The sequence below is a fragment of the Notoacmeibacter sp. MSK16QG-6 genome, from assembly GCF_024158145.1.
GTDB lineage: Bacteria > Pseudomonadota > Alphaproteobacteria > Rhizobiales > Rhizobiaceae > Notoacmeibacter.
Genome location: NZ_JAMYXM010000001.1, coordinates 637,988 through 651,194 on the forward strand (window position 1 = coordinate 637,988; position 13,207 = coordinate 651,194).

Below are 13,207 nucleotides of genomic sequence, written 5' to 3' on the forward strand. Positions count from 1 at the left end.
ATGTCAATTGTTACTAGCAATGGTTGCGTTGAGCGCCGTCGCGTAGCCGACCCATATCGCATAAGGGGCGAAAAGTAGCGCGGCGACCCGATCGGGAACCCAACTGACCACGATAAATGCAATAATGGCGACCAACAGTAAGCCTATGACAATCAGCGCCAGGCTGGGCCGATGCGCCATGAAGAAGACAGGCGTCCAAGCAAAGTTCAGAATGAGCGCCACGACCCATATCGTCATCGCTGCACCTGTCGGCGCACGCATGAAGGTTCGCGCGCCGGCGATTGCGATCAGGACATAAAGGATCGTCCAGGCGAGCGGAAAGAGCCAGTTCGGGGGCGTAAAGGACGGCTTGTTCAGCGACTGATACCAGCTTCCCGTATCGGTCTGCGAACCGATTAGCAGCCCCCCGCCCAAGGTGACGAGCAAGAACACTGCGTAGGTAATGATAGATGACATAATTGCGTCCTTGTCCTTTTCCGCCGACTTAGCGCGTCTCAGGCCATTTTCTGCATGACGGCGAAGAAGAAGCCGTCCGTATCGGTCGCGGCGGGCGTCAGCGTGATGCAGTTCAAATCCTCGCTCCAGGGCGAAGGCTTGTCGAAGCCGAAAAGATCCTGCCAGACTTCACCAGCAGATAGGAGGTCCCAGCCTTCATGGCGCTCGCCAAAGGCATAGATCTGCTCCTCATTTTCAGCCCGGAACATCGAACAGGTGATGTAGACGAGATAGCCGCCCGGCCGCACATATGAACTCGCTTCGTCCAGAATTGCAGCCTGTTCGGATTGACGCGCACGCAATTGCGCCTCGGTCAGCCGCCATTTTGCGTCCGGTTTGCGCCGCCACGTACCGGAGCCGGTGCAAGGGGCATCGATCACGACGCGATCGATCTTCCCCTTTAGAGGCTCCAGTGTCGAGCGATCGGAGTGCACCTGCACGTTCCGCACTCCGGCCCGTTTGAGACGCTCGACAATAGGGGCGAGACGGCCGCGGTCGGCGTCATAAGCGTGAATCTGGCCGCGATTTTCCATCGCCGCCGCCAGCGCCAGCGTCTTGCCACCGCCGCCGGCACAGAAATCCAGAACCTGCTCCTTCGGCTGGGCGAAGATCAGATCGGCGACGATTTGGCTGCCCTCGTCCTGAATCTCGAACCAGCCTTTTTCAAATTCCGGTGTGGCCTGAATGTTCGGGTGGCGACCGAATCCTTTTACGGGCGGGATACGCAGGCCGTTTCGAGCAATTTCCGTTGGATGCACACCATCCTTTTGCAGGGCGCGAGTAACCTTCGCCACATCGGCCTTCAGCGTATTGACCCTCAGATCGACCGGCGGGCGTGCGGCCAGACCTGCCGCCTCCGATACCCAATCCTCGCCAAATCCTTCCAGAAAAAAGAACTCGCTCCATTCAGGCGCATTCGCTCTGATGGTGCCGGGCGCTACGGAAAGATCGCTTTGCCGCCAGCTTTCGGTTTCCTCTTTCGTCAGGGGAGTTGGTGCGAACCGGTCTCCGTCCAATTGGCTCGCGATCTCATCAAGAGCCAGGCCGAAACCCGATAGCAATGCGCCGTATGCGTCCGCTCGCGCCGTATCGGCGCCAAATCGCCAGCGGCTCGTGGCGCGGTGCCGCAATCCGTCATAGACAATGTTCCCGATTGCGGCTCGGTCTCCCGCACCGGCAAAACGGTGCGATGCGCCCCAATCGCGCAAAGCCTCCGCCGCCGGTCGATGCCGGGTCTGCATGTCTTCCAGAATTTCGATTGCTGCCGCCAGCCGTCCGCCGATACGCATGGATACCCCGATTTGGTGATCGGCGTGGCTTATCGCATGGACGCCCGCGTGACGCTATGGCTTCCGATCCGTGTTCTCATCGATCCCACTAGTTAGACAGAAGCCCTGCTTCGCGGTAGTAGCGCTCTGCGCCCGGATGAAGGGGGATTGCAATGTTGGCGAGCGCCGTGTCAGCGGCAATCAGGCGCCCCTTGGCATGGCCTTCATCCAGAAGTTTTCGGCTGGCCTCGTTCCATAGCGCTTTCGTAACGCCATAGATCAGGTCGTCCGACTGCTCCGTCGAAGTGAGCCAGAGCGCACCGACAGAGAGAGTTTCGACGTCCGCTTCCTGGCCTTCATAAGACCCTGCCGGGATCACATGCTCGCTGAAAAACCGGTTTTGGCGGATAACCTCCTGAGCCGGTTCGCCGCCTATCGGCACCAGCCGGATCGGAAAGCGCGCGGCCAGTTTTTCGATCCCTTCCGCCGGAAAGCCGCTGACGAAGAAAAAAGCGTCGAGTTCTCCGTTGGCCAGCTTTTCCGCAGCCTTGTCCGGGGCGAGATACTCTGTGTCCAGATCGCGCTCGTCCAGTTCATAAGCGCTGAGAACAATCCGCGCCTCGACGAGCGTGCCGGACCCTGGCTCGTCCAGCGAAACGCGCTTGCCGGCAAGGTCGGTGACACTTTTGATTTCCGCATTGCGAGCCGTCACCAGATGCAGGCTTTCAGGGTAGAGATTGGCGATGGCGCGCAGATTTTCGATAGGTTTCTTGCCAAGGAAAACGCCGGTCCCCGTTTGCGCCCAATAGGCAACGTCCGACTGACTGAACCCGCTTTCGACGAGACCGAAGCCGATAGCGTTTACATTGGCAACCGATCCGTTGGATGTCAGAGCCGTCGCAACGAGGCCAGGAACGCCGCAAGCCCCGCCCTGATCGCATGCGCGGGAGCCCGGAGGGTTTGAGATAGCCGTCGACAGAAGGCCGCCTATCGGAAAATAGGTTCCGACACGACCAGCGGTAGCGATCCGAAAAAACTGCATATCGTCTTGTGCGACGACGGGGCGGGGTTGAATGCCCACCACATGGAGAGCAACCACGGCGACAAACAGGATTATTCTGTGAAACCTGCTTCGCATTCTGTTCGCCCCCAAACGGAATTTCTCCATCCACTAAAAAGAATGATAGCGGACGCATGGGCTTTCGCTCAAGACGCCGCTCTCTATTCGCTGCAAAAGAAAAGGGCCGGCGCATGGCCAGCCCTCTCCGAAGTATTCTGTCGAACCCGTTATTCGGCAGCGATAGTCGGCTGCTGCGGGCTCTGGTCAGGCGCCTCGTGCGGCGTGTCCCCTGTAATCGGCAGGCCGTTCGGGTCGTAGCCCGCATCGCGGCTGGCCGCTTCCCATTCCTTGCGGACACCGGCCTCATAGTCCGGGTGCACCTGCTTGAGATGACCGAACCAACGCTCGACGATCACGGTCGGCACGCCGACCATGGCGCCGCCCATGTTCTTATGCAGACGGTCACGCTCCTCATCGTTCAGGACTTCAGCGTAAAGCGCGCGCGGCTGTTTGTAATCATCGTATTTGCGATGATCGTAGCGGGCAGCGTCACCGGAAATACGAAGCGGCGGCTCCTGCGCCTCCGGCACTTCGACCGGACCGTTGAAGCTGTTCGGCTCGTAATATGCATTGGGATTGCCGGTCGCGATGCCGCCATAGACGTTCATCTCGCCATCCTTGTGATAGTGATGGACGGGACATTTCGGCCGGTTGATCGGGATCTGCTCGTAATGGGTGCCAAGGCGATGACGGTGCGCATCGGCGTAGGAGAAGATGCGCGCCTGAAGCATCTTGTCCGGCGACCACGAAATGCCCGGAACGATATTGCTCGGCGAGAACGCGGCGTTCTCGATTTCGGCAAAATAGTTTTCCGGGTTCCGGTTCAGTTCGAAATAGCCGACATCGATCGGCGGATACTCGTCGTGCGGCCAGACTTTGGTCAGGTCGAACGGATTGTACTCCGTTTTCTCCGCGTCCATCTCCGGCATGATCTGGACCTGGAATTTCCAACGCGGATATTTGCCGTCCTCGATCGCGTTGAAGAGGCGCTCCTGATAACCTTCGCGGGTCTTGCCAACGACCTTTTCGGCTTCTCCGTTTGTGTAGAAGTCGTGGCCCTGTTCAGTCTTGAAGTGAAACTTGACCCAGAAGCGCTCACCCTTCTCATTCCAGAAAGAGAAGGTGTGGCTACCGTATCCGTTCATATGCATCGGGCTCTGCGGCAGACCACGATCGCTCATCAGGATCGAGACCTGATGAATGGCTTCCGGCGACAGGCTCCAGAAATCCCACATAGCCGTCGGCGAACGCATATTCGTCTTCGGATGGCGCTTCTGCGTGTGGATGAAATCGGGGAACTTGTACGGATCGCGCACAAAGAAGACCGGCGTGTTGTTGCCGACGAGATCCCAGTTGCCTTCACCGGTGTAGAACTTCAGCGCAAAACCGCGAACGTCTCGCTCGTGGTCGGCAGCTCCCGCTTCGCCCGCAACAGTCGAGAAGCGCGCAATCATCGGGGTTTCGGTACCCTTCTGCAGGCATTTCGCCAGCGTATACTGGCTGATATCCTCGGTAATGACGAGCTTGCCGTGCGCGCCCCATCCCTTGGCATGGACGGTGCGCTCGGGAATACGCTCGCGGTTCTGATGGGCAAGCTTTTCGATGAGCTGGTAGTCCTGGAGAAGGACCGGACCACGCTCACCGGCCGACAGGCTGTCCTGATTGTTCGGCCAGGGCGCACCGGCGGTCGTTGTGAGTTTTGGCTTATCGTTCATGAACCTCACTCCCTCGTTTTGATAGGATCGAAAATGGCCGCGACCTGCCCCAGGGCGGAGCAGATCGCGAATGATTGGGCTTTGGCCTTCGAAGATGGCGACGATTTCGTCCCCAGCAAGACCCTAGAAGCATTCTAAAAAACTATATCGCCTCCGTGACGATTATTGGAAATTGCAATTTCTGCTGACAACGATAACTTGTTCTTATGAACATCACGCTCCGACAGTGCAGCTATCTTGTGGCGCTCGCAGGAACAGGTCATTTCGGGCGAGCTGCGGAGCAGGTTCATGTGACGCAGCCGGCCCTTTCATCGCAAGTCGCGCAGATGGAAGCGAATCTTGGCGGACAGCTTTTCGAGCGGAGGCGCGGGGAAGCCTGTCTCACGCCGCTTGGCCAGACAATCCTGCCGCTGGCGCAGTCCATGCTGGAGACCGCACAGAAGATCGAGGATATCGCTCAACGAGGCCACACCCCACTGAGCGGACCGCTGAAGCTGGGCGTCATTCCGACCGTCGCCCCCTATATCCTGCCGGCTCTTTTGCCGCTTCTTGCCGAAGCACATCCCGGTCTCGAACTACGCCTTAAAGAAGCAACCACATCCGCTCTGCGTGACGATCTGGAAAGCGGCGCAGTCGATATGGTGATCGCCGCCCTGCCCTTTCCGGACGGACCGTTCCGCAGCAAGGCGGTGCGCAAGGACCGATTTCTGATGGCGGTCAGCGCGAAGGACGCACAACGGGCCGACCTGCCAAAACGACCGGAAGCGCTGGAGCCGGAACGATTGCTTCTGCTTGCTGAAGGCCATTGTCTGCGGGATCAGGCGCTTGACGTTTGCGGCGCTCATCAAGGTCACCGCGCCGCCGACCTTGAAGCGACATCCATGGCGACACTCCTGCAGATGGTTGCGTGCGGTCTCGGCGTCACGCTGCTGCCGGAGATGGCGGTGCCCAGCGAGATCGGCAATTCCGCTTTGCGGATCGTTCCCTTCTCCGATCCCCAGCCGGAACGAACGATCGGCCTGATTTGGCGGACCGGCAGCGCGCGGCAGCAAGACGCCGATAGGCTTGCGGAGCATATTGCCGCTCTATGAATCCGCGTTGCGCGGGAAAACTCCTGGCGATTGCAACTTACGAGACGGGCCAGCCGTTCGGAAAGCAAGACCATTCTGAGCGGTCGTCGCCGCTCGCCATCCAAGACGAGGACCACGACATGAAGACCCAAAGCTTTCTGACAACCCTCGCCATCACCACTCTCGTTACCTTGCCGGCGGCTGCCCAGGGCGAGAGCTTCTCGATCACCGGCACGGACGGAACGGCTTTGTCCGCGCAGGCGGTTGCGGATTTCGAAGAACCTTGGGCAATGACGTTTCTGCCGGACGGCACCGCATTGGTGACGACCAAGCCGGGCACACTTTTCCATGTCACCCAAGGTGGGGAAAAGTCCGAAGTGGAGGGTATGTGGGAGGTCGCCTACGGCGGACAAGGCGGTCTTGGCGACGTCGTCCTCCACCCCGATTTCGAGCAGAACAGTCTGGTCTACATTTCGTATGTCGAAAGTCTCGACAAGGGCGCGACCAAAGGTGCGGCAGTTTCTCGCGCGAAACTCGATCTTTCAGGCGATAAACCGAAACTGACCGACATCGAAAAGATCTGGACTCAAGAACCGCATGTGCCGGGCAGCGGCCATTTTTCGCACCGCATTGCCTTCGGTCCGGCCGGAAGCGAGCAGGAGGGCTATCTCTTCATCACCTCCGGCGAGCGGCAGAAGCAGACTCCCGCGCAGGATAAAGACGTCAATCTCGGCAAGATCCTGCGCCTGAACGACGATGGGTCGGTGCCGAGCGACAATCCCTTCGCCGAAGAGGGCGAGGAAGATGTGACCGACCAGTTCTGGACCATGGGCCACCGCAATATGCTCGGCATCGCGTTCGATAGCGAAGCCCGGCTTTGGGCGCATGAGATGGGACCGCGTGGCGGGGACGAATTGAACCTGATCGAGGCCGGTAACAATTACGGTTGGCCCGAACGATCCTATGGCGACAATTATTCCGGTGTACCGATTACGGACCACTCGGCGGATGACGGTTTCACCAAACCGAAGGCCTACTGGAACCCCGTCATCTCTCCGGCCGGTCTCGTCATCTATTCCGGCGACGCCTTTGCGGATTGGCAGGGCGATGCGATAATCGGGGGCCTTTCCTCCAAAGCCGTCATCCGCGTCGATATCGAAGGCGATACCGCCAAGGAAGCCGAGCGGTTCGAATGGGGTAAGCGCATCCGCGAAGTGGAGCAAGGTCCGGACGGCGCAATTTGGGTTCTCGAGGATCAGGCCGGCGGTCGGCTAATCAAGCTGACGCCCGCGTGATTGGTCCAATTCAATATCTTTAGGGTTGGATGCCTTGAGTCAGTAAGTTTCCAACCCCATCAGCCGTAGCGCCAGAAGTAGCCACAACAGGCCGGTTGCGATGAAGCTGCCAATAAAGGCGCGTCGTCGCATAACCACCCGGTTGACCGTGAGGTGAACGGCGGCATGGGCCACGCGCGCAAGCACAAACAGGCAGGCTACCGTCACGGCGAGCAGCCCCGCCGCGCCGGTCACGTAAAGCCCAAGACATACGATGTGAAACAGAACCGGCAATTCGAACTGATTGGCAATATTGGCCCGCGTGATGAAGGCCTCTTCCGGCTCGTCCCCATAGCGGTTCATCTTGTAGTTCTTGACATCGACACGGCCGTCCTGAACCGCTCGAATGCGCCGAGCGCTCATCAAGAAATAGACGACATAGACGATGATGACATGCGCGATCATCGGCCAGAAGATCGCCATGCCTGTAGGATTTTCAATCATTTCCCGCCCCTCACTTTCGATCCGAAAATCGGATTGTCAGCGGCAAGTTTAACGCGTCGTTTGCTTGTCGTCAGCCAGCGGTGGAAGGATAATTCGGGCTTTCGCGGGTGATGGTCACATCATGAGCGTGGCTTTCACGCAGACCGGAGCCGGTAATCCGCACGAATTGCGCATTCTGACGGAAAGACGAAAGGTTTTCGGCACCGACATAGCCCATGGCGGCACGCAAACCGCCCGCCAGTTGATGAAGAACAGCGCCGACCGGCCCTTTGTAGGCAACCTGCCCCTCAATGCCTTCCGGCACGAGCTTCAACGTGTCCCGGACTTCGGCTTGGAAATAACGGTCCGCCGAGCCCCGTGCCATGGCGCCAACGGATCCCATGCCGCGATAGGCTTTGAAGGACCGCCCCTGATAGAGATAAACTTCGCCCGGACTTTCTTCCGTACCGGCGAGAAGCGAGCCGACCATGGCGGCCGTCGCGCCTGCCGCCAGCGCCTTGGCCAGATCGCCGGAAAATTTGATGCCGCCATCGGCGATGACACTGATGCCTTGACCATCCGCCTTTTCCACCGCGCCCATAATGGCGGCGAGCTGCGGCACGCCAACGCCCGCCACGATCCGTGTGGTGCAGATGGAACCCGGCCCGATTCCCACTTTGACGCAGTCGGCGCCAGCATCGATCAGCGCCTGCGTCCCGTCCGGGGTCGCGACATTGCCGGCGCAAATGCGGACCGCATTGGATATTTTTTTCACCTGGGAGACCATGTCGAGAACGCGCTGGCTGTGACCGTGCGCGGTGTCGATGACCAGGAGATCGACGCCTGCATCGATAAGCCGCTCAGCCCGCTCGAACCCGTCTTCGCCGACGCTGGTTGCCGCCGCGACGCGGAGCCGGCCCTTGCTGTCTTTTGCCGCGTTCGGATTAAGCTGGCTCTTCTCCATATCCTTGACGGTGATAAGCCCCACGCAGCGCTGGTCCTGATCGACGACCAGCAGTTTTTCGATCCGGTACTGGTGCAGCAGGCGTCGCGCCTCTTCCTGCTCCACACCATCGTGCACGGTGACGAGGTTCTCCTTCGTCATCAATTCACGCACGGGCTGATCGGGATTGTCGGCAAATCGGACGTCGCGATTGGTCAAAATGCCCGCAAGTCTGCCGGTTGTCTGGCCTCCGGTCCCGCCATTCTCTACGACCGGAATGCCGGAAATACGATGTTCCTGCATAAGCGAAAGCGCATCGGAAAGCTTTGCATCGGGGCCGATGGTCACCGGATTGACCACCATGCCGCTCTCGAACTTCTTGACCTGTCGAACTTCCTCGGCCTGCAGCGCCGGCTCGAAATTGCGGTGGATCACGCCAATACCGCCCGACTGCGCCATAGCGATGGCCAGACGACTTTCCGTGACTGTGTCCATGGCGGCCGACAAAAGGGGAATGTTCAGCTCGATATCGCGCGCAATGGTCGTCTTAACGTCGACCTGTCCGGGCAGTACCTCCGAATGTCCCGGAATGAGGAGAACGTCGTCGAAGGTGAGTGCGTGCCCACCTGTCGCCGTGTCGATAATGCGTGCCATGGAGGTGCCAGTCCTATCTTTCGGCGGAAATTGCATCCCGCGATCTTTGGATTGGCAGTGGCTGCTACCATCATTGCGTGACGGAAGGAAGACTTGGGGGCAGCCTATTCACCGATGATCGGCCAAAGAAATGTCAGACGACAGATATCGGCTTCGTCTGTGATTGCGCCGTACTAGCCCGGCCATTGGAAAAGTCGGGACTGTTGTTTCCAAAACGAAACGCGTCGTCCTCGGCCTCCGGCTGAAAATCCGTATTGACACATAGGCCAGCGGAGCCATTTCCCGCTCGTGAAACGCCCAGCCCTTCCCCTCATTCTCGCCGTCGCGCTCTTTATGGAGCAAATCGACTCCACGGTGATCGCAACGGCCCTGCCAGCCATCGCGGCAGATATCGGCACACGTCCCGTTGCTCTGAAACTCGCACTCACGGCCTATCTGGTTTCGCTGGCGATTTTCATACCGATTTCAGGTTGGATGGCCGACCGGATCGGCTCGCGAAACGTCTTTCGAATCGCCATCGGCGTCTTTGTCCTCGGGTCGCTATGCTGCGCGGTGTCATCGTCTCTAGCGCAATTCGTTGGCGCACGGTTTCTGCAAGGCATGGGCGGCGCGATGATGACACCAGTGGCGCGGCTCATACTCGTTCGCACGACCCCCAAAGAAAGGTTGGTGGACGCGATGGCGCTGCTAACCATCCCGGCCTTGATCGGGCCGTTTCTCGGCCCGCCACTCGGCGGCTTCATAACAACCTATGTGTCCTGGCACTGGATTTTCCTCATCAATCTGCCGATCGGGCTGGCAGGCATCGTTCTATCGGGGATTTTCGTGCCGGACATGCGCGATGATGACCGTCAGCCCATCGATCGGATCGGTTTCGCGCTTTCGGCGGTCGCGGCGGCTGGCGTCATTTTCGGCCTTTCGGTCATCTCTCTACCCGCCCTGCCGCCGGCTTTCGGTGTCGCTGCCGTCCTTCTGGGCCTGATCGCGGGATGGCTATATATTCTGCATGCCCGCAAAGCGCCGGCTCCCCTGCTCGATCTGTCGCTTTTTGCGATCCGCTCCTATCGCTCATCCGTCCTCGGCATGAGCCTGTTCCGCATCGGATCTGGCGCGGTTCCTTTTCTGATGCCCCTGCTGCTGCAACTGGTTTTCGGCTATTCGCCGTTTCAGTCCGGCCTCATTACCTTCATGGGAGCGGTCGGCGCGTTGATGGTGAAGTTCGTCGCACCCGCGATCCTGCGACGCACCGGATTTCGTCTGGCCCTATCAGTTGCTGCGCTTATGGGCGGTTATCTGATCGGCGTGGCCGGCTTTTTCACCGATACCACGCCGGTCACCGTCATCCTGCTGACCCTTTTGATCGGCGGGCTGTTCCGCTCGCTCTTTTTCACCGCCGGCAATGCGCTGATTTTCGCCGATATCGATTCGGCGCGGGCTGCACCGGCGACGGCCACCACATCCGTTCTGCAGCAGGTCTCAATCGCGCTGGGCGTCGCACTCGGGGGCGCAATTCTGGAGCTATCATCGAATGCCGACGGCACCGTCACGCAGACGAGCTTCCTGATCGCTTTCCTGACTATTGGTGGGATTTCCCTGATCGCCGCCATTCCGTTTCTACTGCTGCCGAAGTCCACCGGCGCGGCGGTTTCCGGCCACCGAAAATATCTCCATGTCGGGCGAGACGATGGCAACACGCGGCCCGGCCCCGCGCCGACCACAAGCGGCCGCGATGTGGTGGAAGAGCGTCAGTCCGACTCGTCGCCCTGATCGGTTTGCGCTGCTCTGCCCTTGAAGCCTTTCGCCAGCAGATAGAGTTCGACACTTTCGTCGCGGCTCGCGGGCGGCTTGACGTGATGGACGCTTTGAAAATTCTGTTTCAAGAGCTTCAGGAGATCGGCCTCGGTCCCACCCTGAAAGGTCTTGGACAGGAAATGGCCGCCCGGCTTCAGCACCTTCATGGCGAAATCCGCCGCCACCTCACACAGATGCATGGTGCGGATATGATCGGTGTTGCGGTGGCCTGTGGTCGGTGCCGCCATATCTGACAGCACAAGGTCCGGCTCCGCTCCCAACGCCTCGATCAACCGGTCCGGCGCGTCGTCATCGAGAAAATCCATCTCCAAAATCGTTGTACCGGGGATAGCGTCCATGGGCAGGTAATCAATGCCGACCACGGCGGGCTGATCGTCCGTTGAACCGACCGTCTGTACGGCCACCTGACACCAACCGCCTGGGGCCGCCCCCAGATCGATGATCTTCTGGCCACGCTTCAGCAGTTTGAACCGTTCGTCGATCTCGAGCAGCTTGTAGGCCGCCCGCGAGCGATAACCTTCGGCCTTCGCCTTGTGCACGTATGGGTCCGATAGTTGGCGCTCGATCCAGCGGCGCGACGAGTTCTTGACCCGCTTTTTCTTAACCCTGACCTTCAGGGCGCGGGGTGCTGGCCCTTTCGACTTGCCGCGTTGGGTCATTGCTGGCCTCCCTTGCGCCGCCCACGGCGCCACGCATTGTCGCGCGTCATCAATTCCATAAGAATACCTTCACGCAGACCGCGATCGGCCACACGCAGCCGTTCAGACGGCCAGGTCCGGCGGATCGCTTCGAGAATGGCGCAACCGGCGAGTACGAGGTCTGCCCTGTCCGCTCCGATGCAGGGGTTTTCGACACGCTCTTCGAACGTCCAGCCCAGAAGGCGGGCCGTCATCGCCGAGACCTGTTCGCTGCTCATCCATATGCCATCGACGCGGCGTCGGTCATAACGCTCGAGGTCCAGGAAAATACCGGCGAGCGTCGTCACCGTGCCAGACGTTCCAAGAAGGTGGAAGTTTGGATCATCCAATATGTGAGCCAGGCCTTCTCGCCCTTCGAACCGCGAGATCATGTCGTGAACATGAGAAACCATTGCATCAAACACCTCCGGCGTGACATCCCGCCCGCCGAAATGCTCTGCAAGCGTCACCACGCCCATCGGCAAAGAGGTCCAGGACACGATCTTCTCAGACAAGCGCCGCGGGTTGCCATCGGGAATGTCGATCAACGCGATTTCGGATGAGCCGCCGCCTATGTCGAACAGCACGACGCCTTTCGTCTGCGGCTCCACCAGCGATGAGCAGCCGGCAACGGCAAGCCTGGCCTCAGTTTCGCGATCGACAATCTCCAGCGAAAGACCGGTCTCGCGCCGCACCCGCTCGATGAAGGCCGCGCCGTTCTCAGCAGCGCGGCATGCCTCCGTTGCGATCAGGCGATAGCCGCGCGTTTTGCGCGCCATCAGCTTGCCGGCGCAGACATGCAGAGCTTCCACTGCCCGATCCATCGCATCCTGCGAAAGTCGGCCGCTATGCGTCAGCCCTTCGCCGAGCCTGACAATGCGGGAGAAGGCGTCGACCACACGAAACTGGCCCGGCCGGGTCGGCGCGGCCATCAGGAGGCGGCAATTGTTCGTGCCGAGATCCAGCGCCGCATAAAGAGGAGCATGCCCCTCCCGCCGGACCTGCCGCGAACGCCACCGCTGCGGCTCCCGCCGGTTGCCCGTTTGAGCGTCGGCGGTCAGGCTGTCATCGGTTCTTGCAGAACGGTCGCGAGCGTGATCGACAGGCTGCCCCTGACGAGACGGATCGATGGAACGGGTTTTTCCGGCACCGGCCTCTTTGCGCGAGTCGGCGTCCGAACCGCGACCTTCGTCAACGCCCGGATTCATGTTCGCATGATCCTTGGCATAGACATTCTTACGACGTCGGCGTCGGCGCGAGCGCCTACGACGCGGCTTTTCGGCCGCATTCGGCTTGCCGCCCTCGGCAGAAGGCGCGCCATTATCGCTTCGAGCGGGTTGCGGGGCGGGTGACGATGCTTCCACCGCCTGTCCCTGCTGGTTTTTGCCACCCTTGCCCCGTGATCGGTGGCGGCGGCGTCCCCTGCGCGATGTCGGACGCTGCGACCCGCTGTCGGGACCGCCTGAATCGTCATCGCCCCCCCGCTGTGACGGAGTTTTTCCGCCGTCGGGGTTCTTCACCGTACTGTTCCTTCCGCGCAGCAGCCGCCAGACTGATCGGGGCGCGCGCGCCATTTGCGTTGCTGGAAGTCTATCAGAGGTGTTGCCCAATGCAAAGAAGGACGCCCTCAGCACGGGCATCGGCAGGGTTGACAAGGAACCGCCGATCATTAGATAGCCAGCATCGCTCCGACGAA

11 protein-coding genes are annotated in these 13,207 nt (G+C 60.0%); 3 read left to right on the plus strand and 8 right to left on the minus strand.

Annotation, left to right across the window (positions count from 1 at the left end):
* Positions 1 to 3: 3 nt before the first annotated feature.
* From NIM86_RS03105 to NIM86_RS03120, 4 genes are all read right to left on the minus strand, one after another.
* Complete coding sequence (locus NIM86_RS03105; protein ID WP_253379019.1) at positions 4 to 456, minus strand: TspO/MBR family protein; 453 nt, start codon at positions 454 to 456, stop codon at positions 4 to 6.
* Positions 457 to 494: 38 nt separating this feature from the next.
* The gene (locus tag NIM86_RS03110; protein ID WP_253379021.1) at positions 495 to 1,784 is read right to left on the minus strand and encodes an RsmB/NOP family class I SAM-dependent RNA methyltransferase; all 1,290 of its coding nucleotides are present in this window, start codon (positions 1,782 to 1,784) and stop codon (positions 495 to 497) included.
* Between the two features lie 88 nt (positions 1,785 to 1,872).
* Positions 1,873 to 2,901, minus strand: a complete 1,029-nt coding sequence (locus NIM86_RS03115) for a TAXI family TRAP transporter solute-binding subunit (RefSeq protein WP_253379023.1) — start codon at positions 2,899 to 2,901, stop codon at positions 1,873 to 1,875.
* 149 nt (positions 2,902 to 3,050) lie between these two features.
* Positions 3,051 to 4,598, minus strand: a complete 1,548-nt coding sequence (locus NIM86_RS03120; RefSeq protein ID WP_253379025.1) for a catalase — start codon at positions 4,596 to 4,598, stop codon at positions 3,051 to 3,053.
* A gap of 206 nt (positions 4,599 to 4,804) precedes the next feature.
* On the opposite strand from NIM86_RS03120, the gene NIM86_RS03125 reads away from it, so the two are divergent.
* Positions 4,805 to 5,689 carry a hydrogen peroxide-inducible genes activator gene (locus tag NIM86_RS03125; RefSeq protein ID WP_253379026.1) on the plus strand — a complete coding sequence of 295 codons (885 nt, stop codon included), beginning with the start codon at positions 4,805 to 4,807 and terminating at the stop codon, positions 5,687 to 5,689.
* Positions 5,690 to 5,808: 119 nt separating this feature from the next.
* The gene (locus NIM86_RS03130) at positions 5,809 to 6,963 is read left to right on the plus strand and encodes a PQQ-dependent sugar dehydrogenase (RefSeq protein WP_253379027.1); all 1,155 of its coding nucleotides are present in this window, start codon (positions 5,809 to 5,811) and stop codon (positions 6,961 to 6,963) included.
* A 39-nt stretch (positions 6,964 to 7,002) separates the two neighbouring features.
* On the opposite strand, the gene NIM86_RS03135 is transcribed toward NIM86_RS03130, so the two are convergent.
* Both NIM86_RS03135 and guaB read right to left on the minus strand, forming a co-directional pair.
* On the minus strand, positions 7,003 to 7,446 hold the full coding sequence (locus tag NIM86_RS03135) for an MAPEG family protein (protein WP_253379029.1): 444 nt from the start codon (positions 7,444 to 7,446) through the stop codon (positions 7,003 to 7,005).
* Between the two features lie 70 nt (positions 7,447 to 7,516).
* The gene (guaB, locus tag NIM86_RS03140) at positions 7,517 to 9,022 is read right to left on the minus strand and encodes an IMP dehydrogenase (RefSeq protein ID WP_253379031.1); all 1,506 of its coding nucleotides are present in this window, start codon (positions 9,020 to 9,022) and stop codon (positions 7,517 to 7,519) included.
* Between the two features lie 288 nt (positions 9,023 to 9,310).
* Here guaB and NIM86_RS03145 point away from each other — a divergent pair, with 288 nt between their 5' ends.
* A complete protein-coding gene (locus tag NIM86_RS03145) occupies positions 9,311 to 10,789 on the plus strand; it encodes a DHA2 family efflux MFS transporter permease subunit (RefSeq protein ID WP_371872827.1) in 1,479 nt (492 codons plus the stop codon).
* On the opposite strand, the gene NIM86_RS03150 is transcribed toward NIM86_RS03145, so the two are convergent.
* Positions 10,768 to 11,493 carry an RlmE family RNA methyltransferase gene (locus tag NIM86_RS03150; RefSeq protein WP_253379033.1) on the minus strand — a complete coding sequence of 242 codons (726 nt, stop codon included), beginning with the start codon at positions 11,491 to 11,493 and terminating at the stop codon, positions 10,768 to 10,770. The genes NIM86_RS03145 and NIM86_RS03150 overlap by 22 nt on opposite strands.
* Positions 11,490 to 13,151 carry a Ppx/GppA phosphatase family protein gene (locus NIM86_RS03155; protein WP_371872846.1) on the minus strand — a complete coding sequence of 554 codons (1,662 nt, stop codon included), beginning with the start codon at positions 13,149 to 13,151 and terminating at the stop codon, positions 11,490 to 11,492. Before NIM86_RS03155 ends, NIM86_RS03150 begins: the two co-directional genes overlap by 4 nt.
* Between the last annotated feature and the right edge of the window lie 56 nt (positions 13,152 to 13,207).